The 20,336-nt window shown below is 73.5% G+C and carries 16 protein-coding genes and 1 pseudogene; 9 read left to right on the top strand and 8 right to left on the bottom strand.

The window, feature by feature from the left end:
* Positions 1-5: 5 nt before the first annotated feature.
* From AB0O29_RS22045 to AB0O29_RS22035, 3 genes and pseudogenes are all read left to right on the top strand, one after another.
* Positions 6-83, top strand: a pseudogene (locus AB0O29_RS22045) (ribosome maturation factor RimP); the annotation flags it as partial.
* Between the two features lie 76 nt (positions 84-159).
* On the top strand, positions 160-1,185 hold the full coding sequence (locus AB0O29_RS22040; protein WP_365153816.1) for a DUF916 domain-containing protein: 1,026 nt from the start codon (positions 160-162) through the stop codon (positions 1,183-1,185).
* A 64-nt stretch (positions 1,186-1,249) separates the two neighbouring features.
* The gene (locus tag AB0O29_RS22035; RefSeq protein WP_365153814.1) at positions 1,250-2,422 is read left to right on the top strand and encodes a hypothetical protein; all 1,173 of its coding nucleotides are present in this window, start codon (positions 1,250-1,252) and stop codon (positions 2,420-2,422) included.
* Positions 2,423-2,501: 79 nt separating this feature from the next.
* On the opposite strand, the gene AB0O29_RS22030 is transcribed toward AB0O29_RS22035, so the two are convergent.
* The 4 genes from AB0O29_RS22030 to iolC are packed head-to-tail and all read right to left on the bottom strand — an operon-like array spanning position 2,502 to position 7,806.
* Positions 2,502-4,001 carry a CoA-acylating methylmalonate-semialdehyde dehydrogenase gene (locus AB0O29_RS22030; RefSeq protein ID WP_365153812.1) on the bottom strand — a complete coding sequence of 500 codons (1,500 nt, stop codon included), beginning with the start codon at positions 3,999-4,001 and terminating at the stop codon, positions 2,502-2,504.
* Positions 4,002-4,011: 10 nt separating this feature from the next.
* Positions 4,012-5,898 carry a 3D-(3,5/4)-trihydroxycyclohexane-1,2-dione acylhydrolase (decyclizing) gene (gene iolD / locus AB0O29_RS22025; protein WP_365153810.1) on the bottom strand — a complete coding sequence of 629 codons (1,887 nt, stop codon included), beginning with the start codon at positions 5,896-5,898 and terminating at the stop codon, positions 4,012-4,014.
* A complete protein-coding gene (iolB, locus tag AB0O29_RS22020) occupies positions 5,895-6,812 on the bottom strand; it encodes a 5-deoxy-glucuronate isomerase (protein ID WP_365153820.1) in 918 nt (305 codons plus the stop codon). The genes iolD and iolB overlap by 4 nt, the downstream gene beginning before the upstream one ends.
* Before the next feature lie 7 nt (positions 6,813-6,819).
* Entirely contained in the window at positions 6,820-7,806 is a 987-nt protein-coding gene (iolC, locus tag AB0O29_RS22015; RefSeq protein WP_365153809.1) for a 5-dehydro-2-deoxygluconokinase, read from the bottom strand.
* A 69-nt stretch (positions 7,807-7,875) separates the two neighbouring features.
* Between iolC and AB0O29_RS22010 the strand changes: the two genes are divergently transcribed.
* From AB0O29_RS22010 to AB0O29_RS22000, 3 genes are all read left to right on the top strand, one after another.
* Positions 7,876-8,790, top strand: a complete 915-nt coding sequence (locus AB0O29_RS22010; RefSeq protein ID WP_365153807.1) for a sugar phosphate isomerase/epimerase — start codon at positions 7,876-7,878, stop codon at positions 8,788-8,790.
* A 17-nt stretch (positions 8,791-8,807) separates the two neighbouring features.
* Positions 8,808-9,818: a Gfo/Idh/MocA family oxidoreductase gene (locus tag AB0O29_RS22005; protein ID WP_365153805.1), complete on the top strand. Its 1,011-nt coding sequence runs from the start codon at positions 8,808-8,810 to the stop codon at positions 9,816-9,818.
* A 240-nt stretch (positions 9,819-10,058) separates the two neighbouring features.
* Positions 10,059-10,259: a MerR family transcriptional regulator gene (locus AB0O29_RS22000; protein WP_030297784.1), complete on the top strand. Its 201-nt coding sequence runs from the start codon at positions 10,059-10,061 to the stop codon at positions 10,257-10,259.
* 54 nt (positions 10,260-10,313) lie between these two features.
* Here AB0O29_RS22000 and AB0O29_RS21995 read toward each other — a convergent pair whose 3' ends face one another.
* Positions 10,314-11,537, bottom strand: a complete 1,224-nt coding sequence (locus AB0O29_RS21995) for a cation:proton antiporter (RefSeq protein WP_365153803.1) — start codon at positions 11,535-11,537, stop codon at positions 10,314-10,316.
* A 142-nt stretch (positions 11,538-11,679) separates the two neighbouring features.
* Here AB0O29_RS21995 and AB0O29_RS21990 point away from each other — a divergent pair, with 142 nt between their 5' ends.
* On the top strand, positions 11,680-11,901 hold the full coding sequence (locus AB0O29_RS21990; RefSeq protein WP_365153801.1) for a heavy-metal-associated domain-containing protein: 222 nt from the start codon (positions 11,680-11,682) through the stop codon (positions 11,899-11,901).
* Between the two features lie 88 nt (positions 11,902-11,989).
* Positions 11,990-14,275: a heavy metal translocating P-type ATPase gene (locus AB0O29_RS21985; protein ID WP_365153799.1), complete on the top strand. Its 2,286-nt coding sequence runs from the start codon at positions 11,990-11,992 to the stop codon at positions 14,273-14,275.
* 353 nt (positions 14,276-14,628) lie between these two features.
* Here AB0O29_RS21985 and AB0O29_RS21980 read toward each other — a convergent pair whose 3' ends face one another.
* The gene (locus AB0O29_RS21980; RefSeq protein ID WP_365153797.1) at positions 14,629-15,918 is read right to left on the bottom strand and encodes a citrate synthase; all 1,290 of its coding nucleotides are present in this window, start codon (positions 15,916-15,918) and stop codon (positions 14,629-14,631) included.
* A gap of 182 nt (positions 15,919-16,100) precedes the next feature.
* Complete coding sequence (locus AB0O29_RS21975) at positions 16,101-18,347, bottom strand: ATP-dependent RecD-like DNA helicase (RefSeq protein ID WP_365153795.1); 2,247 nt, start codon at positions 18,345-18,347, stop codon at positions 16,101-16,103.
* Between the two features lie 300 nt (positions 18,348-18,647).
* Between AB0O29_RS21975 and AB0O29_RS21970 the strand changes: the two genes are divergently transcribed.
* On the top strand, positions 18,648-19,163 hold the full coding sequence (locus AB0O29_RS21970; protein ID WP_365153793.1) for a DUF937 domain-containing protein: 516 nt from the start codon (positions 18,648-18,650) through the stop codon (positions 19,161-19,163).
* Between the two features lie 133 nt (positions 19,164-19,296).
* On the opposite strand, the gene AB0O29_RS21965 is transcribed toward AB0O29_RS21970, so the two are convergent.
* Positions 19,297-20,250, bottom strand: coding sequence for an EamA family transporter (locus AB0O29_RS21965; RefSeq protein WP_365153791.1), 954 nt, complete (start codon positions 20,248-20,250; stop codon positions 19,297-19,299).
* Positions 20,251-20,336 lie beyond the last annotated feature (86 nt).

The following is a 20,336-nucleotide window of genomic DNA, read 5'->3' as shown; positions in this document are numbered from 1 at the left end:
CCGAGCTGAGCCGTGAGGCCTCGGACGCGCTCGACGCGTCCGACGTGATGGGCGAGGACGAGTACGTCCTCGAAGTCAGCTCCCCGGGCGCGGACACGGCGCCCGGGCGCCGCACCACCCCTCACCGCTCTCCCGCCGCACCCCTGGAGAAGACCGCCCATGCGCCTGCGCACGACCGTCCTCCGCACCCTCCTCCTCGGGCTGTGCGGGCTGCTGCTGCTCCCCGCCCGCCCCGCCGCGGCCGCGGACAACGGCACCTGGGGGGTGTTCCCGACCCCGCCGGCCGGTGCGGCGATGACCGACCGGGCGTACTTCTTCCACCAGGGCCCGGCCGGGGCCTCCGTCGCCGACAGCGTGACGATCCTGAACTCCTCCGACCGGGAGCTGACCTTCCGGGTCTTCGCCACCGACGCGGTGAACACCCCCTCGGGCGGCGCCTTCGCCCTCCTGCCCGCCGAGGCGAAGCCGCGGGACGTGGGGACCTGGATCGCGCTGGGGCCCGAGGCGGCGGGCACCGTCACCGTCCCGCCCAAGGGCCGCAAGGACGTCCCGTTCACCGTCAGGGTCCCCCAGGACGCCTCCCCGGGCGACCACGTGGGCGGGATCGTCGCGCAGAACACGGAGATCGAGGGGATCCAGCGGGAGGGCAAGGTCCAGGTCGGGGTGAAGCGCCAGGTGGGCGCCCGGCTGTACCTGAGGGTGCCGGGGCCGCTGACCCCGGCGCTGAGCGTGGAGGACGTACGGGTCAGCCGGGGTGCCCCGCTGCTGCCCTGGACCAAGGACGCCCGGGCCACCATCACCTACACCCTGGTCAACCGGGGCAACGTGGTGGTCGAGCCGAAGGTGGCGCTCTCCGCGCGGGGTCTGTTCGGGCGCCGGGTGCTGGACCGGCCCGCCCGCACCCCCCAGCCCGCGCTGCTGCCCGGCCAGCGGATCGTGCTGACCGAACCGTGGCCGGATTCGCCCCAGTTGGACCGGGTGGACGTCAAGGTCGCGGTGAGCGCCCCCGCCTATCCCGACGTCAGCTCCGAGGCGGGCACGGCCTTCCTCGCCGTCCCCTGGCCCGCGCTGGGCGTGCTCCTGGTGCTGGTGGGGGCGGGTATCGCCGTCCTGGTGCTGCGGCGGCGCCGCCGGGCGGCCCCGCAGGAAGCGGAACCCGTCCCGGACTTGGCGCGGGCCCGCTGACCGGCGAGGGTGTCCCCGGGGGGTGACGGCATTCGGCCATCACCGCGACGGGGAGGCATGACCGATGGAAGAACAGCGCCGCGAGCCGGAGCCCGCCCTCGCGGGGGTGGGCCTGCTGACCCGCGTCGAGCGCGCCCTGAGCAGCGGGACCGCCGCCTACCTGCCCGGGGACGGCTGGATACGGCTGACGCTGCCGGTCGAGGACGGCGGCCCGGCCCCGCTGACGGTGGACGTCCTCGCGGACGCGGTGCGGCCCCCGCGGGGGATCGCGTACCTGCTGCCCGGCGGCGGCCTGAACTTCGCCTCCGCCTTCTTCACCTCCGGCGGCGGCGGGAGCCTGGCCGGGCACCTGCTCGGCCGGGGCCTGCTGGTCGTCGGGGTCACCCCGCGCGAGGACGCCGCCACGAGCGCCGAAGCCCTGCCGGCCGACCTCGGCCTCGCCGCCCACCGCCGGGACCTGGCCGGGGTGGTGGCCGCGCTGGACTCCGTCCTGGGCCTGCCCTACACGTACGCCGGCCACTCGGCCGGCGCCGCCCTCGCCCTCGACGCGGCCTCCCACGACCCCTGCGAGCGGCTGCGCCGGGTGCTCGTCCTGGACACCACCGGCCCCTGCGCCGGGGAGGCGGCGCTGCGGGCGGCCGAGCTGCGGGACGGGTACGAGGAGCAGCTCGCGCGGGGTGTCCACGCCGCCGACCCCGGCCTGGCGGCGCTGGTGGCCCGCGCGGTGTCCGACCCCTCGGGCCGCTCCGACGTGCCCTGGCCCCCGGACCCGGAGCAGCGCTTCACCCACACCGGCCTGGCCCACTTCGCGCTGGTCCGCACCGCCGACCTGCCGGGCCCGGCCCGGTGGATCTACCGCCGGGGCCACGCAGCGGGCGGCTACGCCTTCGGCGCGACCCCGGCCGAGGACCGCTTCTCCCTGGCGCACACCACCCTGGAGACCTGGCACGCGGCCACCTCCGCGCTGGGCAGCGGGCTGGTGCCGACGGCCCTGATGCGCGACCTCGCGGCGGTCTGGGCGGGCGACGGGAAGACGTACCGGATCGACTGGGAGCGGATCCGCGCGGAGGTGGTCTGGGTCAACACCGAGCTGGGCCGCGGCGACGAACCGGGCGGCGCGGAGCTGGTCCGGGCGGCGGGCAACGACCGGGTCCGCTTCGCCGTCGTCCCCGGCTACGGCCACGGCGACGCCGTGTGGTCGGCGACGGCGGCGGCGGACGTCTGGTCCCGCCTCTGACCGCAGACGGCGGGAACCCCCGGCCGGTGAGGGTTGGCCGGGGGTTCCCGCGGTACGGGGGCTGCGTACGGGGGGTGCGTCAGTGGTTGCGGGGGAAGCCGAGGTCGACGCCCGTGTGGCCCTCGGACGGGTCGGGCCAGCGGGTGGTGACGACCTTGCCGCGCGTGTAGAAGTGGATGCCGTCGTTGCCGTAGATGTGGTGGTCGCCGAAGAGCGAGTCCTTCCAGCCACCGAAGGAGTGGTAGCCCACCGGCACCGGGATCGGCACGTTGACGCCGACCATGCCGGCCTCGATCTCCAGCTGGAAGCGGCGGGCCGCGCCGCCGTCGCGGGTGAAGATCGCGGTGCCGTTGCCGAACGGCGAGGCGTTGATGAGCGCCACGCCCTCCTCGTAGGTCTCGGCGCGCAGCACGCACAGCACGGGGCCGAAGATCTCGTCGCGGTAGGCGTCGGAGTCGGTCTTGACGTGGTCCAGGAGGGACAGGCCGATCCAGTGGCCGTTCTCGTGGCCCTCGACCGTGTAGCCGGTGCCGTCGAGGACGACCTCCGCGCCCTGGTCGGCGGCGCCCTTGACGTACGAGGCGACCTTGTCGCGGTGGGCGGCGGTGATCAGCGGGCCCATCTCGGACGCCGGGTCGTTGCCGGGGCCGATCTTGATCTTCTCGGCGCGCTCGCGGATCTTCTCCACGAGGGCGTCGCCGATGGCGCCGACCGCGACGACCGCCGAGATGGCCATGCAGCGCTCGCCGGCGGAGCCGTAGGCGGCGGAGACGGCCGCGTCGGCCGCGGCGTCCAGGTCGGCGTCCGGCAGCACCAGCATGTGGTTCTTGGCGCCGCCCAGGGCCTGGACGCGCTTGCCGTTGGCGGAGGCGGTGGTGTGGATGTGGCGGGCGATCGGCGTGGAGCCGACGAAGGAGACGGCGGCGACGTCGGGGTGCGAGAGCAGGGCGTCGACGGCGACCTTGTCACCGTGGACGACGTTCAGCACGCCCGCCGGCAGGCCGGCCTCGGTGGCCAGCTCGGCCAGCTTGTTCGCGGCCGAGGGGTCCTTCTCGCTCGGCTTGAGGATGAAGGCGTTGCCGCAGGCGACGGCCAGCGGGAACATCCACATCGGCACCATGGCCGGGAAGTTGAACGGGGTGATGCCCGCGACCACGCCGAGCGGCTGGCGGATGGAGGACACGTCCACGCGGTTGGACACGGACGTGGACAGCTCGCCCTTGAGCTGCGTGGTGATCCCGCAGGCCAGCTCGACGATCTCCAGTCCGCGCGCGACCTCGCCCAGGGCGTCGGAGTGGACCTTGCCGTGCTCGGCGGTGATCAGCTCGGCGATCGCGTCGCGGTTGGCGTCCAGCAGGGCGCGGTAGGCGAACAGCACCTTGGTGCGGGCGGCCAGCGAGGACTGGCCCCAGGAGAGGAAGGCCTCCTTGGCGACGCGCACCGCGGCGTCGACCTCCTCGGCGGAGGCGAGGGCGACCTGCGTGGTGACCTCGCCGGTGGCCGGGTCGGTGACCGGGCCGTAGTTGCCCGACGCGCCCTCGACGGTCTTGCCACCGATCCAGTGGTTGACGGTCTTCATGCTTGCTCCTTCACAGATGGCGACGTCGCTGTGCGGCTTGCCGGTCGTACTCTTCGCGGGCCTGGGCCGCCGACCCACGGGTCGCGGTCTCGGCCACGGGAACATCCCACCACGCCTGTGCCGGGGGTGGGCCCGACACAGTGTCGGGTGTTCGGGTCTGTGCGTAGACACATGTGGGACGGTCGGACCCACGCGCCTCGGCCAGGGCTTTTCGCAGGTCACCGATGGTGCGGGTGCGGATCACGGCCATGCCGAGGGAGGCCGCGTTGGCCGCGAGGTCCACCGGAAGGGGGTCCCCGGTGTATCCGCCGTCCGGCCCCCTGAACCGGTACGCCGTGCCGAAGCCCTCGCCGCCGACCGCGCCCGAGAGGCCGCCGATGGAGGCGTAGCCGTGGTTGTCGAGGACGACCACCTTGAGCGGGACGCCCTCCTGGACGGCGGTGACCAGCTCGGTGGGGTTCATCAGGTACGAGCCGTCGCCGACGAGCGCCCACACCGGCCGGTCCGGGGCGGCCAGGGCCACCCCGAGGGCGCCCGGGATCTCGTAGCCCATGCAGGAGTACCCGTACTCGACGTGGTACTGGTCCGCGGACCGGGCCCGCCACAGGCGGTGCAGGTCGCCCGGGAGCGAACCGGCCGCGTTGACGAGCACGTCGGTGTCGTCGACGACGGCGTCCAGGGCGCCGAGCACCTGGGCCTGGGTGGGGACGGCGTCCTCGTCGGAGGCGTGGAAGGCCTGGTCGACCAGGGCCTCCCAGTAGACCTTCGCCCTCCGGTACGTCCGCTCGTACGCGGGGTCCACGCGGTGGCCGGCCAGCTCCGCGCGCAGGGCGTCCAGGCCCTCGCGGGCGTCCGCGACGAGCGGGAGGGCGGCCTGCTTGTGGGCGTCGTACGGGTCGAGGTTGAGGCCGAGGAAGCGGACGCCCGGGTCCTGGAAGAGGGTCGAGGAGGCGGTGGTGAAGTCGGTCAGCCGGGTCCCGGCCGCGATGACCAGGTCGGCGGCGCGGGCCAGGTCGTCGGCGGTGGCGGTGCCGGTGTGCCCGACGGCGCCGACCTCGGCCGGGTGGTCGTGGCGCAGGGCGCCCTTGCCGGCCTGGGTGGCGGCGACGGGGATCCCGGTGGCCTCGGCGAAGTCCCTCAGCGCCGCCTCGGCCGCGCTGTACCGGATGCCGCCGCCGACGATCATCAGGGGCCGGCGGGCCTCCCGTACGGCCTCGGCGGCGGCCCGCAGCTCGGCGGTGTCGGGCCGGGGGCGGCGCACGCGCCACACCCGCTCCGCGAAGAACTCCTCGGGCCAGTCGTACGCCTCCGCCTGCACGTCCTGCGGCAGCGCGAGGGTGACGGCTCCGGTCTGCACGGGGTCGGTGAGCACCCGCATCGCCTGGAGGGCGGCGGGGACCAGGGCCTCGGGCCGGGTGATCCGGTCGAAGTACCGCGAGACGGGCCGCAGGGTGTCGTTGACGGAGAGGTCGCCGGCGTAGGGGACCTCCAGCTGCTGGAGCACCGGATCGGCGGGCCGGGTCGCGAAGGTGTCCCCGGGCAGCAGGAGCACGGGGATCCGGTTGACGGTGGCGAGGGCGGCCCCGGTGACGAGGTTGGTCGCGCCGGGCCCGATGGAGGTGGTCACGGCGTGCGCCGACAGCCGCCCGCGCTGGCGGGCGTACCCGACGGCGGCGTGCACCATGGCCTGTTCGTTGCGCCCCTGGAGGAAGGGCATGGCGTCGGGCCCGCTCTCCAGCAGGGCCTGCCCGATCCCGGCGACGTTGCCGTGCCCGAAGATCCCCCAGGTGGCGGCGATCAGCCGCCGCCTGCGGCCGTCGCGCTCGGTGTACTGGCGGCTCAGGAACCGTACGAGCGCCTGGGCGGTGGTCAGCCGGACGCTGTGCGGGGCGGTCACGGGGTCTCCTCCTCGGGACGGGGGGCGGGGGGTGCGGGCCGGTTCAGCGGGAGCCTGGGATCGGTCTCCTGCCCCGCCCACGTCCGGCGAATCCACGCGTGGTCGGGATGGTCGCGGATCAGCCACTCCCGCGCCGGGTCCGGGCCGGCCATCACGTTGAGGTAGTACATGTCGTGGCCGGGCGCCGCGATGGACGGGCCGTGCCAGCCGTCGGGGATGAGGACGACGTCACCCGTACGGACCTCGGCGAGCACGTCGGTCTTCCCGGCGGGCGAGGGCGTCACGCGCTGGTAGCCGACGCCGGGGGTGCCCTCGTGCGGGGCGATCTCGTAGAAGTAGATCTCCTCCAGGCGGGACTCCTCGCCCGGGTGGTGCTCGTCGTGCTTGTGGGGCGGGTACGAGGACCAGTTCCCGCCGGGGGTGAGCACCTCGACGGCGATGAGCCGGTCGCAGTCGAAGGCTCCGGCGGCGGCGAAGTTGTGCACCTGGCGCGAGCACTGGCCGGCGCCGCGCAGCTCGACGGGTACGGCGTCGGCGGGGCCGTAGCGGGGCTGGAGCCGTCGCTCGCACCGCGCCCCGACGAGCGCGAACCGGCCGCCTGCGGCGGAGGTCAGGTGGGCGCGGGCGTCCCGCGGCAGGTAGACGAAGTCGGTCGGCCCGTCGAACACCGAGGCACGGCCCCGTAGCCGGAACGCCCCCGCGGGGGCCGGATTCTCCAGCCCCGCCGGCGTTTGAGGCGCGGGGTCCGGGGCGGAGCCCCGGGGAACGGGGGAAGGGCGGGTAGGGGACGGCTCCGCGCAGCGGACCTCGCAGCCGCCGGACAGCGGGAGCACGATCCACTCCGCCTCCCCGCAGTCGTGCGCGTACGCCTCCCCGGGCGCCAGCTCCAGGACCACCAGCCGGGTGAACTCCATCCCCGTCTCAGAGCGCACCGGCACGGTCCAGCACCTCCTCCACCTCGTGCGCGAACGGCATCGCCGTCGAACAGGCCAGCCGCGAGGCAACGATCGCCCCCGCCGCGTTCGCGTACCGCAGCACCCGCTCCAGCTCCCAGCCCGCCAGCAGCCCGTGGCACAGGGCCCCGCCGAACGCGTCGCCGGCGCCCAGCCCGTTGACCACCGTCACCGGCACCGGCGCCACCTCCACCGCCGTCCCGTCGCGGTGGACGGCCAAGACCCCCTCCGGGCCCCGTTTGACCACCGCCAGCTCCACCCCGGCCGCGAGCAGCGCCCGCGCGGCCGCGTACGGCTCGCTCTCGCCGGTGGCGACGGCGCACTCCTCGGTGTTGCCGACGGCCACCGTCGCCAGCGCGAGCGCCCGCTCGTACCAGGGGCCGGGCGGGCCGTCGTCCCACAGCGTCGGCCTCCAGTCGAGGTCGAAGACCGTGGTGCCGGACTTCGAGCGGGCCTCCAGCGCGGCCAGGGTGGCGGCGCGGCTCGGCTCGGCGCTGAGTCCCGTACCGGTCATCCAGAACACGCGCGCGGCCCGCACCGCCTCCCGGTCGATCTCGTCCGGCTCGATCTCCAGGTCGGGGGCCTTCGGGAGCCGGTAGAAGTAGAGCGGAAAACGGTCCGGCGGGAAGACCTCGCAGAAGGTGATGGGCGTCGGGTAGCGCGCCACCTCCCCCACCCACCGGCCGTCGACCCCGAACTCCCGCAGCTCATCGCGGAGATAGGCCCCGAAGGGGTCAGCTCCGGTCCGGCTGATCACGGCCGTGCGCCGGCCGAGCCGGGCGGCGGCCACGGCGACGTTCGCCGGGGAGCCGCCGAGGAACTTGCCGAAGGTGTCCGCCTCGGCGAGCGGTACCCCGGTCTTCAGCGGGTAGAGATCCACCCCGATCCGCCCCATCGTGATGAGGTCGTACGCGGTGCCGTCCCCGGCCCCGTTCCCCGCGTCCCCCGTGGTCACGTCGGGTGCTCCTGCCTCTCGCACTCGTCCTCCCTCTCCCCTCGAACCTCGCACCCTAAGGTGGCCGTCATGACCTCCTCCCCGCCCGCGTTGACCCGTATCCGCGTCGGTTCGGCTCCGGACTCCTGGGGTGTCTGGTTCCCGGAGGATCCGCTGCAGACCCCCTGGGACCGGTTCCTCGACGAGGTGGCCGGCGCCGGGTACGAGTGGATCGAGCTCGGCCCCTACGGCTACCTGCCCACCGACCCGGCCCGGCTCGCCGACGAGACCGCCAAGCGGGGCCTGCGGGTGTCCGCCGGCACCGTCTTCACCGGACTCCATCACGGCCCCGCCGTCTGGGAGGAGACCTGGGCGCACGTGTCGCGGATCGCCGCGCTCACCCGGGACACGGGGGCGGAGCACCTGGTGGTCATTCCCTCGTTCTGGCGCGACGACAAGACCGGCGGAATGCTGGAGGACCCGGTCCTCACCCCCGCCCAATGGCGTGAACTGACCACCCAGACCGAGCGCCTGGGCCGGGAGGTCCGGGAGCGGTACGGGCTGCGGATCGTGGTCCACCCGCACGCGGACACCCATGTCGACACCCCGCAGAACGTGGCCCGGTTCCTGGACGCCACCGATCCGGAGCTGGTGTCGCTGTGCCTGGACACGGGGCACTACGCGTACTGCGGCGGGGACAGCGTCGAGGCGATCGAGACCTTCGGCGAGCGGATCGGCTACCTGCACCTCAAGCAGGTGGACCCGCGGATCCTCGCCGAAGTGGTCGCGGACGGCATCCCGTTCGGGCCGGCGGTGGAGCGCGGGGTGATGTGCGAGCCGCCGTCGGGGGTGCCCGCGCTGGAGCCGGTGCTGGCGGCGGCGCAGCGGCTCGGGGTGGAGCTGTTCGCGATCGTGGAGCAGGACATGTACCCGTGCCCGCCGGACCGTCCCCTGCCCATCGCCCGGCGCACCCGCGCCTACCTGCGCTCCTGTGGCGCCCGCTGATCCGGAGGAAGACACGCATGAACACGCTCGGCATCGCCGTCATCGGCACCGGGAGGATGGGCGCCGACCACGTCCGGCGGATCGGCGACACGGTCGGCGGGGCCCGGGTGGTGGCCGTCGCCGATCCGGACGGGGAACGGGTCAAGGCGGTCGCGGCGGGGCTGGAGGGCGCCTCCGCGTTCACGGACCCGGCGGCGGCGATAGCGGCTCCTGGGGTGGACGCCGTACTGATCGCCTCGCCCGGCCCCGCCCACGAGGAAGCGATTCTGCACGCCCTGGAGCGGGAGTTGCCGGTGCTCTGCGAGAAGCCGCTGACCCCGGACCCGGAGGGGGCCCTGCGGGTGCTGGAGGCGGAGCGGCGGGTGGGCCGGCGGCTGGTGCAGGTGGGGTTCATGCGGCGGTTCGACGCCGAGTACGAGCGGCTCAAGGAGCTGCTGGACGGGGGCGGGATCGGCCGGCCGCTCTTCCTGCACTGCCGCCACCGCAACGCCTCCTCGCCGTCCTTCTTCACCAGCGACATGCTGATCAGCGATTCGGTGGTGCACGAGGTGGACGCGGCCCGCTGGCTGCTGGGCCAGGAGGTCACGGCCGTGACGGTGCTCTCGCCGACGCCCTCCTCGGCCGCGCCCGAGGAACTGCGCGACCCGCGCCTGGTGCTGCTGGAGACCTCGGGCGGAGCCCTCGTGGACGTGGAGATCTTCGTCAACTGCGGGTTCGGCTACCAGGTGCGGTGCGAGGCGGTCGGGGAGTCCGGCAGCGCCTCCATCGGCGACGGGCACGCGATGGTGGTCCAGTCGGGCGGCCGCTGGGGCGGGGAGATCACCCAGGACTTCACCACCCGGTTCGCCGACGCCTACGACCGGCAGGTGCGGCGCTGGGTGGCCGCCGCCGCGCGGGGGCGGGTGGACGGACCCGACGCCTGGGACGGGTACGCGGCCGCCGCCGTCTCGGAGGCGGGGCTGGCGGCCGCGCGCGACGGCGTACGGACCGAGGTGCGGCTGGTGGAGCGGCCGGAGCTCTACCGCTGAGCCACCGCTCCCGCCCCTGGTTCAACGGGCGACTCCTGTGCCGCCCGCGTCACAGGAGTCCCGCCCGTGTCACACATGTCCGCATTACGCGGGTTTTCCGTCACAGGCGGCCCACAGCCGCTCCCCCGCCCTCACCGGACGTCGTTCTCCGGGCACAACGCGAGTGATCGTCAGTCCGCGCACCGGCTCCCCCGACGGCCTCCCGGCCGGCCCCGGGGCGTGGACGAGGAGGTGTCGTGGATGAGCGACCGGCAGCTGTGGTCCTACAAGGAGATCGCCGCCCACATCCGGGTGCAGCCGGACACCGTGCGCTCCTACCGCAAGCACGGACTGCTTCCGGCCCCCGACCACGTGGAGGGCGGCAAGCCCTACTGGTACGCGGACACCATCCGCACCTGGGTGGCCCGCCGCCCCGGCAACCGGGGGCGCCGCGAGGACTGACCCGGGACGCGGGCCGGCGGTAGCGGAGCGGGTCCCGCTCCCGCCCGCCGTCCCTCACCAGGACTCCGACGCCCCCGTCCGCTCGGCCGCCGCGCTCCCCCGCGCGGCGCCGGCCCGTCCGCGCAGCCGCAGCGCGAGCAGCGGGAAGACCAGCACGGACACCATTCCGGCCCCCACCAGCGCCGCCGCCTCCCCCGGCTCGACCTGGCCGTCCTGCACCCCGAGGGTGGTGATCGCCACCACCAGCGGGAGCGCGGTCGAGCCGAACAGCACCAGCGCCGACCGGTCCCGCCCGCCCAGGTCGCGCGGGGCCAGCAGCCGGATCGGGAGCCCGCGCACCAACAGGAACAGCAGGAGGAACACGGGCAGCAGGAGCAGCGGCCGGCCGCCGGAGAGCAGGGCCCCCAGGTCGAACTGGACCCCGGTGACCACGTAGAACAGCGGGACCAGGAAGCCGAAGCCCATCGCCTCCACCTTCGCGAGCACGTCCTCGCCGCTCTCGGGCGCCGCCCCGTTCAGCACCAGCCGGGTGAGCAGCCCGGCGGCGAAGGCGCCGAGCAGGATGTCGAGCCCGAGCGCCTGGGCCAGGCCCAGCATGGCCACGAGGATCAGCGCGACCAGCCGTACCGCGAACTGGGCGCTGCTGTGCAGGGTCTTGGCGACCACCTTCGCGAACCAGGGCGGTTTGGGCCGCATCGCCCAGAAGACCGCCGCCGCCGTGAGCACCGCGAAGGCCGCGAGCAGGGCCGCCGAGCGGGCGGGCGCCCGCCCGCTGAGCAGCAGGGCCATGGCGATGACCGGCCCGAACTCGCCGACGGAACCCACGGCCATGGTCACGGTGCCGAAGCGGCTCCCGAGGTCGCCCGCGTCGCGCAGCATCGGCAGGATCGCGCCGAGGGCGGTACTGGTGAGCGCGGTGCCGACGTAGACGCCCTTGCCGAAGCCTCCGCCGTGGGCGAGGAGGGTGCCGACGGCCAGTCCGAGCGCGAGCGAGACCAGCCAGGCCGCGACCGAGCGGGTGAGGGTGTCCCCCTTGACCCGGTCGAACCGGATCTCGTAGCCGGCCAGGAAGATCAGCATCGCCAGGCCCAGCTGGCTCAGGGTGTCGATCACCTCGCCGGTGTTCGCCCAGCCGAGTACGTCCGGGCCGATGAGGACGCCGAGCAGGATCTCGAAGATCACCAGCGGGACCGGGAGGAAGCGCGCCACACCGTAGGCGAGCAGCGGTGCGAGCACCGCTGCGGCCATGATGAGAATGAGAGACACCGAATGCCCCATGTGCGCCATTTACGTATGGGGGGCCGATCCTGTCCACCGGAGGAGCGGTCGACGGGCGCCGGTGGCCGGCCGGATGCTGGCTTGATACCCCCTAGGGGTATAGTCTCTGATAGAGAGAGACACCCCCTGATAGGAGAACGACATGACCGCCGTGACGGAAACCGTGTACAAGGTCACCGGGATGACCTGCGGGCACTGCGAGGGCGCCGTGACCGCCGAGCTGACCGCCCTGCCGGGCGTCACCTCCGTCAAGGCCGTCGCCTCCACCGGCGAGGTCACCGTGGTGTCCGCCGCCCCGCTCGCCGAGGCCGACGTCCGCGCCGCCGTGGACGAGGCCGGCTACGAGCTCGCCGGCCAGGCCTGATCCCCCTTCCTTCCGCGACACCCCGCCGGGCCGTACCCGCCAGCCCCCGACTGGACCGTGCGGCCCGGCCCTTCCCCCGGAGCGGGACATGAGCAGCAGCACGGTCCACGAGGGGCCCATAACCGAGGTCGAGCTGACCATCGGCGGAATGACCTGCGCCTCCTGCGCGGCCCGCGTCGAGAAGAAGCTGAACCGGATGGACGGGGTCAGCGCCACGGTCAACTACGCCACCGAGAAGGCGCGCGTCTCCTACGGCGACGGCGTCGAGGTGGCCGACCTGATCGCCACGGTGGTCCGGACCGGGTACACGGCCGAGGAGCCCCCGCCGCCGGCGCCCGCGCCCGGACCCGCCGGCGGACCGGACCCGCGCGCCGGGTCCGAGGCCGACCCCGCCCTCGCCGCCCTGCGGCAGCGGCTGCTGGTGTCCGCCGCCCTGGCCCTGCCCGTCGTCCTGCTCTCGATGGTGCCCGCCCTGCAGTTCGACGACTGGCAGTGGCTGTGCCTGACCCTGGCCTCCCCCGTCGTGGTCTGGGGCGCCCTGCCCTTCCACCGGGCCGCCTGGACCAACGCCCGGCACGGCGCCGCCACCATGGACACCCTGGTCTCGGTGGGCACGCTGGCCTCGTACGCCTGGTCCCTGTGGGCCCTGTTCTTCGGGCACGCGGGCATGACCGGCATGCGGCACGGCTTCGACCTCACCGTCACCCGCACCGACGGCTCCTCCGCCCTCTACCTGGAGGTCGCGGCGGGGGTCGTCACCTTCATCCTGCTCGGCCGCTACCTGGAGGCCCGTTCCAAGCGGAAGGCCGGCGCGGCCCTGCGGGCCCTGCTGGAGCTGGGCGCCAAGGACGTGGCCGTACTGCGGGACGGCCGGGAGGTGCGGATCGCGGTGGGCGACCTCGCGGCGGGCGACCGGTTCGTGGTCCGGCCCGGGGAGAAGATCGCCACCGACGGCCGGGTGGTGGAGGGCTCCTCGGCCGTGGACGCCTCGATGCTGACCGGCGAGTCCGTCCCCGTCGAGGTGACGGTCGGGGACCCGGTCACCGGCGCCACCGTCAACGCCTCCGGCCGGCTCGTGGTGGAGGCCACCCGGGTCGGGGCCGACACCCAGCTGGCCCGGATGGCCGAGATGGTCGAGGAGGCGCAGAACGGCAAGGCCGAGGTGCAGCGGCTCGCCGACCGGATCTCCGGGGTCTTCGTCCCCGTCGTCCTGCTGCTCGCGCTCGGCACCTGGGTCGCCTGGCTGCTGATCACCGACGACGCCACCGCCGCCTTCACCGCCGCCGTGGCCGTCCTGATCATCGCCTGCCCCTGCGCGCTGGGCCTGGCCACCCCGACCGCCCTGATGGTCGGCACCGGGCGGGGCGCCCAGCTGGGCATCCTGATCAAGGGGCCGGAGGTGCTGGAGTCCACCCGCGCCGTGGACACCGTCGTCCTGGACAAGACCGGGACGGTGACCACCGGCCGGATGGCCCTGTCCGGGGTGCACCCCGCCGACGGGGTCGACGAGAAGGAGCTGCTGCGGCTCGCCGGGGCCCTGGAGCACGCCTCCGAGCACCCGATCGCCCGGGCCGTCGCCGCCGCGGCCGCCGAGGCGGCCGGGGCGGCCGGGGCGGAGGGCGGGCTGCCGGTCCCCGAGGGCTTCGACAACCTCGCGGGGCTGGGCGTCCGGGGCGTGGTCGAGGGCCGCTCCGTCCTCGTGGGACGCGAACGGCTGCTGGCCGAGCGGGGGATCACCCTGCCGGACGGCCTCGCCGGGGCCCGGGCGGCGGCCGAGGCCTCCGGGAGCACGGCGGTCCTGGTCGCCTGGGACGGCGAGGCCCGCGGGCTGCTGACCGTGGCCGACGCCGTGAAGCCGACCAGCGCCGAGGCCGTGGCCCGGCTGCGGGCGCTCGGCCTGACCCCGGTCCTGCTGACCGGCGACAACCGGGCGGTGGCCGAATCGGTGGCCCGTGAGGTGGGCATCGACGAGGTGATCGCCGAGGTGCTCCCGCAGGACAAGGTCGAGGTGGTCAGGCGGCTCCAGGCCGAGGGCCGCACGGTCGCCATGGTGGGCGACGGGGTCAACGACGCGGCCGCCCTGGCCCGGGCCGACCTGGGCCTGGCCATGGGCACCGGCACCGACGCCGCCATCGAGGCCGGCGACCTGACCCTGGTACGGGGGGACCTGCGGGTGGCGGCCGACGCCATCCGGCTCTCGCGCCGGACCCTGGCCACCATCAAGGGCAACCTGTTCTGGGCCTTCGGCTACAACGTGGCCGCCCTGCCGCTGGCCGCGGCGGGCCTGCTCAACCCCATGATCGCGGGGGCCGCGATGGCCTTCTCCTCGGTCTTCGTGGTGACCAACAGCCTGCGGCTGCGCTCGTTCCGCTAGCGGCCCTCCCCGGGGCCTCCACAGATCCTTCACTGGAGACGCAGATCACAGTGATGACAACGTAACCATCCGGGGTCGTCCCGGGTCTAATGGGGCGATGCCAGAAACATCTTGGGGGATGTTTCACGGAGGTCTTGGGGGACGTCCGCGGCATCCGCCGGCCGGGACGCGTGCCCTCGGGAAGCTTTGAGCGGCCCTCCCGACCCGAACGGGTCCCGGCACACACCGACGCCCCGGCGCGGGTCCCGTGGGGGGAATCCGCCGCCGGGGAAAGGAAAGCGCCCCGACCGTCGACCCGTGGGGGGATCGACGGCGGGGCGCTTTTCGCGTCTCCGGGCCCTGGGGGCTCAGGTTCAGCGGGCCTCGACCGGGACGAAGTCGCGCAGGACCTCGCCGGTGTAGATCTGGCGCGGACGGCCGATGCGGGAGCCGGGCTCCTTGATCATCTCGTGCCACTGGGCGATCCAGCCGGGGAGGCGGCCGAGCGCGAACAGCACGGTGAACATCTCGGTCGGGAAGCCCATGGCCCGGTAGATCAGACCGGTGTAGAAGTCCACGTTCGGGTAGAGGTTGCGCGAGACGAAGTACTCGTCGGCGAGCGCGTGCTCCTCCAGCTTGAGCGCGATGTCCAGCAGTTCGTCGCTCTTGCCGAGCGCCGAGAGGACGTCGTGCGCCGCGGCCTTGATGATCTTCGCCCGGGGGTCGAAGCTCTTGTAGACGCGGTGCCCGAAGCCCATCAGGCGGACGCCGTCCTCCTTGTTCTTCACCTTGCGGATGAAGGCGTCGACGTCGCCGCCGTCGTTCTTGATGCCTTCCAGCATCTCGAGGACGGACTGGTTGGCGCCGCCGTGCAGCGGGCCCCACAGGGCCGAGATGCCGGCGGAGATCGAGGCGAACATGTTCGCCTGCGAGGAGCCGACCAGGCGCACGGTGGAGGTCGAGCAGTTCTGCTCGTGGTCCGCGTGCAGGATCAGCAGCTTGTCGAGCGCGGAGACCACGACCGGGTCGAGCTCGTACTCCTGGGCCGGCACGGAGAAGGTCATGCGCAGGAAGTTCTCGACGTAACCGAGGTCGTTACGCGGGTAGACCACCGGGTGGCCGACCGACTTCTTGTACGCGTAGGCCGCGATCGTCGGGAGCTTGGCCAGCAGGCGGATCGTCGAGAGGTGGCGCTGCTTCTCGTCGAACGGGTTGTGGCTGTCCTGGTAGAAGGTGGACAGCGCGCTGACGACCGAGGACAGCATGGCCATCGGGTGGGCGTCGCGCGGGAAGCCGTCGTAGAACCGCTTGACGTCCTCGTGCAGCAGGGTGTGCTGGGTGATCTCGTTGCGGAACGACGCGAGCTGGTCGACGGTCGGGAGCTCACCGTTGATCAGGAGGTAGGCGACCTCGATGAAGGTCGAGCGCTCCGCCAGCTGCTCGATCGGGTAGCCGCGGTAGCGCAGGATGCCCTGCTCACCGTCGAGGTAGGTAATCGCGGACTTGTAGGCGGCCGTGTTGCCGTAGCCGCTGTCCAGAGTGACGAGCCCGGTCTGGGCCCTCAGCTTCGCGATGTCGAAGCCCTGGTCACCGACGGTGCTCTCGATCACCGGGTAGGTGTATTCGCCGTCCGCGTACCGGAGTACTACAGAGTTGTCGCTCACGTCATCCCTCACCGACGTAGTGCCTCTTCTTCGAGGTGCCCTGACTGCCTCTACCTTCCCCCATTTGGCGCAGGAGAGTGCACTCGGGGTCGGCCTTTGGTCTTTTTGACGGCACTGAGTGCCGTCAACCTGCACATCCTGCCCTGCCCGCGGCGCTTGTGGGAACCCAAATGATCGATCATCTAGGTGATGTTTCCCACCGGTATGCGTCCGGCGAGCCTGGCGGCGACCGCCGTGAACCTCCTGCCTGCGGAAACAGTGCGCACGGCCTGTCCGAGGGCCTTGCGCGACCCGACGAGGACGACGAGTTTCTTCGCCCTGGTCACAGCGGTGTAGAGCAGGTTCCGCTGGAGCATCATCCAAGCCCCGGTCGTGACCGGGATCACGACCGCCGGATATTCACTCCCCTGGGAGCGGTGGATGGTGACGGCGTAGGCGTGGGCCAGCTCGTCCAGCTCGGCGAACTCGTACCCCACTTCCTCGTCCTCCTCCGTACGGACCGTCAAGCGCTGCTCGTCCGAGTCGATAGCGGTCACCACACCCACGGTGCCGTTGAAGACGCCATTGGCGCCCTTCTCATAGTTGTTCCTGATCTGGGTGACCTTGTCACCCACTCTGAAGACCCGGCCGCCGAACCGCTTCTCGGGCACGTCCGGCCTGGCCGGGGTGATGACCTGCTGGAGGAGCCCGTTCAGGTGGCCCGCGCCGGCCGGTCCCCGGTGCATGGGAGCGAGCACCTGGATGTCGCGGCGCGGGTCGAGCCCGAATCTGGCGGGGATCCGGCGGGCCGCGACGTCCACGGCGAGGACGCCCGCCGCCTCGGTGTCCTCCTCGGGGAAGAGGAAGAAGTCCGGCAGCCCGTCGGTGATCGGCGGCGCCCCCGTGTTGATGCGGTGGGCGTTGGTGACCACCCCCGACTGCTGCGCCTGCCGGAAGATGCGGGTGAGCCGGACGGCGGGCACCGGCCCGCCCTCGGCGAGCAGGTCCCGCAGCACCTCGCCCGCGCCGACCGAGGGCAGCTGGTCCACATCGCCGACCAGCAGCAGGTGCGCCCCCGGGGCCACGGCCTTGACCAGCTTGTTGGCGAGCAGCAGGTCCAGCATCGAGGCCTCGTCGACCACGACCAGGTCGGCGTCCAGCGGCCGGTCCCGGTCGTACGCGGCGTCCCCGCCCGGTTTGAGCTCCAGCAGCCGGTGCACCGTGGAGGCCTCGGCGCCGGTGAGCTCGGACAGCCGCTTCGCCGCCCGGCCGGTGGGGGCGGCGAGCACCACCTTGGCCTTCTTGGCCCGGGCCAGCTCCACGATGGAGCGCACGGTGAAGGACTTCCCGCAGCCCGGCCCGCCGGTGAGGACGGCGACCCTGCGGGTCAGCGCCAGCCGGACCGCGTCCCGCTGCTCGGGGGCGAGGGCGGCCCCGGTGCGCGCCGCCAGCCAGCCCAGGGCCTTCTCCCAGTCCACGTCCCGGAAGCCGGGCATCCGGTCCTCCTCGGCATCCAGCAGCCGGCGGACCTGGCCCGCCAGCGACAGTTCGGCCCGGTGGAAGGGGACGAGGTAGACCGCGGTGAGCGGGTCCGGGCCGCCCTGGGGATCGGGCACGGACTCCCGTACGACCCCCTCCGGATCGGCGGCGAGCTCGGCCAGGCACTCGATGACCAGCCCGGTGTCCACCTGGAGCAGCTTGACCCCGTCGGAGATGAGCCGCTCCTGCGGGAGGAAGCAGTGGCCCTGGTCGGCGGACTGGGACAGGGCGTACTGGAGCCCGGCCCTGACCCGGTCGGGGCTGTCGTGCGGGATGCCGACGGCCTGGGCGATGCGGTCGGCGGTGAGGAAGCCGATGCCCCATACGTCGGCCGCGAGCCGGTACGGCTGGTTGCGCACCACCGAGATGGAGGCGTCCCCGTACTTCTTGTAGATGCGGACGGCGATGGAGGTGGAGACCCCGACGCCCTGGAGGAAGACCATGACCTCCTTGATGGCCTTCTGCTCCTCCCAGGCGGCGGCGATCAGCTTCGTCCGCTTGGGGCCCAGGCCCGGTACCTCGATCAGCCTCTTCGGCTCCCCCTCGATGACGTCGAGGGTGTCGAGGCCGAAGTGCTCCACGATCCGGTCGGCGATCCGCGGGCCGATGCCCTTGATCAGGCCGGAGCCCAGGTAGCGCCGGATGCCCTGGATGGTGGCGGGCAGGACCGTCGAGTAGTTCTCGACGCTGAACTGTCTGCCGTACTGCGGGTGCGAGCCCCAGCGGCCCTCCATGCGCAGGGACTCGCCGGGCTGCGCGCCGAGCAACGAGCCGACGACGGTCAGCAGATCGCCGGACCCCCGGCCCGTGTCGACCCGGGCGACCGTGTAGCCGCTCTCCTCGTTGGCGTAGGTGATGCGCTCCAGCACCCCCTCGACCACCGCAAGTTGCACCGCCCCGTTGTTCGCCATGGCACGAAGCTACCGTCCCCCGCCGACAGCCCGCCGGGGCCTGTGGACGAAGGCCGGCGGGGGCTGTGGAGAAACGAAAGGGGGTCCGGCCTCGCGGCCGGACCCCCTCACGGTTACCCCTCCCTCGTCGGACTTCCCGATCCCCCCGGATCCCCTCCCGGAAGTCCCGACGCACCATACGACCCGCGACCGGTCCGGAGGGTTGCATGCGGAATCACAGCTTTACCTTTCCGTTACCGACGGTGGCCCGGGGGTCGCTCTGAGATGCCGATAAATCCGTGCACACGTAGCGTTCCAGGCATGAGCGAATCCTCCTTCCAGGACGACGTGATCAATGAGCTCGGCGACGACCGGCTGACCGAGATCGCCTCCCTGCTGGGCACCGACCAGGCGGGCGCGCAGGACGTGGTCTCGACGACCGTCGGCACGCTGACGGGCGGCCTCCAGGAGAAGGCCGAGGGCGGGGACGACGAGGTCCGCCAGGCCTTCGCGGAAGTGGCCCAGCCGCCCCTCCAGGGCGTGTCCACCCTCGGCGGCGGGCTCGGCGGGCTGCTCGGCGGCGGGATGATGGCCGGGGTCCTGAGCAAGGTGAGCAAGCCGGTCGCCGAGGCGGTGTCGAAGAAGACGGGCATCCCCGCCGCGACGGTCGCCCGGGTCATCGAGATGCTGATCCCCGTCCTGCTGGCCGTCTTCGCCAAGCGCGCCGCCGACAAGGGCGCACCGTCGGCGGGCGCCCCGGCCCCGGGGGCCGCCCCGGGCGCGGGCGGCGGCCTCGGCGACCTGCTGGGGCAGATCCTCGGCGGCGGCAAGAAGTAGCACCCCGGGAACCGACCCCCGTACGGCCCGGCGCACCCCCGCCCGGGGGCGGCCGCCCGGAGCACCGGCCGGCCGCCCCCGGGTCCCCTCACCGCGCGGGACCTGCTCCGCCCGGCGCGACCCGGGCCGGTCCTCACCGCGCGGGACCGGCCACGGCCGCCCCGGCGGGAGCGCCGGATGCGGCCGCTCCGGCCGGCGCGCCGGCGACCGGCGCCGCCGCGCCCCGCCGCCCGCCCGCGGGGGCGAGCGAGGTCAGGCCCACCCCGCCGACCAGCAGCACCGCCGCCAGCCAGCGCGGCCCCGAGACCGGCTCCCCGAGCACCAGCGCGGCCGAGGACATCCCGAACACCGGCACCAGCAGCGAGAACGGCGCCACCGCGGAGGCCGGGTAGCGGCGCAGCAGGTAGCCCCAGGCCCCGAAGCCGAACACCGTCGACACCCAGGCGACGTAGCCGATGACGGCCACCCCGGACCAGTCCAGGGCGCGCAGCGCGGCCAGGTCCCGCTCCGGCCCCTCCAGCAGCAGCGACAGGGCGAACAGCGGGATCACGGGGACGGTGCACACCCACACCATGAAGTTCAGCGCGTCGGGCGGGGCCGCCTTGCGGGTGAGCACGTTGGACACGCCCCAGCAGGCGGCGGCCGCCACGACCAGCGTGAACCCGGTCGCCGGCCCGGACAGGCCCGTGTCCACGGCGGCGACCGCGATCCCGGCCAGCGCCACGGCCATGCCCAGCAGCCGCACCGGCCCGGGCCGCTCGCGCAGCACCGCGGCGGCGAGGACGGCGGTGAACACCGCCTGGACCTGGAGCACCAGCGAGGACAGCCCGGCCGGCATCCCGGCGGCCATCCCCGTGAACAGCAGCCCGAACTTGGCGATGCCCAGGGCCACCCCGACCCCCACGATCCACTTCCAGGCGACCTTGGGCCTCCCCACGAAGAAGACGGCGGGCAGCGCGGCGACGAGGAAGCGCAGGGCGGACAGCAGCAGCGGCGGGAAGTGGCCGAGCCCGATCTGGATGACGACGAAGTTGAACCCCCAGACGGCGGCGACGAGTACGGCGAGAGCGGTGTGTACGGGACGCATGCTCCGAGCATCGGCCGCCCCCACCATGTAGCACCAGCGCGCATGTCTTCCGGGATAGATGAAGCAGCCCTTACGATTCCCGTCCC

The organism is Streptomyces sp. NPDC089915, assembly GCF_040684675.1.
Classification (GTDB): Bacteria; Actinomycetota; Actinomycetes; order Streptomycetales; family Streptomycetaceae; genus Streptomyces.
Note: the sequence above shows the minus strand (reverse complement) of the source record. Positions and strands in the feature narration are given on the sequence as shown.

Excerpts from the sequence above, each read along its gene's own strand:
- AB0O29_RS22040 (WP_365153816.1), top strand. The coding sequence starts at position 160 with ATGCGCCTGCGCACGACCGTCCTCCGCACCCTCCTCCTCGGGCTGTGC.
- AB0O29_RS22035 (WP_365153814.1), top strand. The coding sequence starts at position 1,250 with ATGGAAGAACAGCGCCGCGAGCCGGAGCCCGCCCTCGCGGGGGTGGGC.
- AB0O29_RS22030 (WP_365153812.1), bottom strand. The coding sequence starts at position 4,001 with ATGAAGACCGTCAACCACTGGATCGGTGGCAAGACCGTCGAGGGCGCG.
- iolB (WP_365153820.1), bottom strand. The coding sequence starts at position 6,812 with ATGGAGTTCACCCGGCTGGTGGTCCTGGAGCTGGCGCCCGGGGAGGCG.
- AB0O29_RS22010 (WP_365153807.1), top strand. The coding sequence starts at position 7,876 with ATGACCTCCTCCCCGCCCGCGTTGACCCGTATCCGCGTCGGTTCGGCT.
- AB0O29_RS22005 (WP_365153805.1), top strand. The coding sequence starts at position 8,808 with ATGAACACGCTCGGCATCGCCGTCATCGGCACCGGGAGGATGGGCGCC.
- AB0O29_RS22000 (WP_030297784.1), top strand. The coding sequence starts at position 10,059 with ATGAGCGACCGGCAGCTGTGGTCCTACAAGGAGATCGCCGCCCACATC.
- AB0O29_RS21995 (WP_365153803.1), bottom strand. The coding sequence starts at position 11,537 with ATGGGGCATTCGGTGTCTCTCATTCTCATCATGGCCGCAGCGGTGCTC.
- AB0O29_RS21990 (WP_365153801.1), top strand. The coding sequence starts at position 11,680 with ATGACCGCCGTGACGGAAACCGTGTACAAGGTCACCGGGATGACCTGC.
- AB0O29_RS21985 (WP_365153799.1), top strand. The coding sequence starts at position 11,990 with ATGAGCAGCAGCACGGTCCACGAGGGGCCCATAACCGAGGTCGAGCTG.
- AB0O29_RS21975 (WP_365153795.1), bottom strand. The coding sequence starts at position 18,347 with ATGGCGAACAACGGGGCGGTGCAACTTGCGGTGGTCGAGGGGGTGCTG.
- AB0O29_RS21970 (WP_365153793.1), top strand. The coding sequence starts at position 18,648 with ATGAGCGAATCCTCCTTCCAGGACGACGTGATCAATGAGCTCGGCGAC.
- AB0O29_RS21965 (WP_365153791.1), bottom strand. The coding sequence starts at position 20,250 with ATGCGTCCCGTACACACCGCTCTCGCCGTACTCGTCGCCGCCGTCTGG.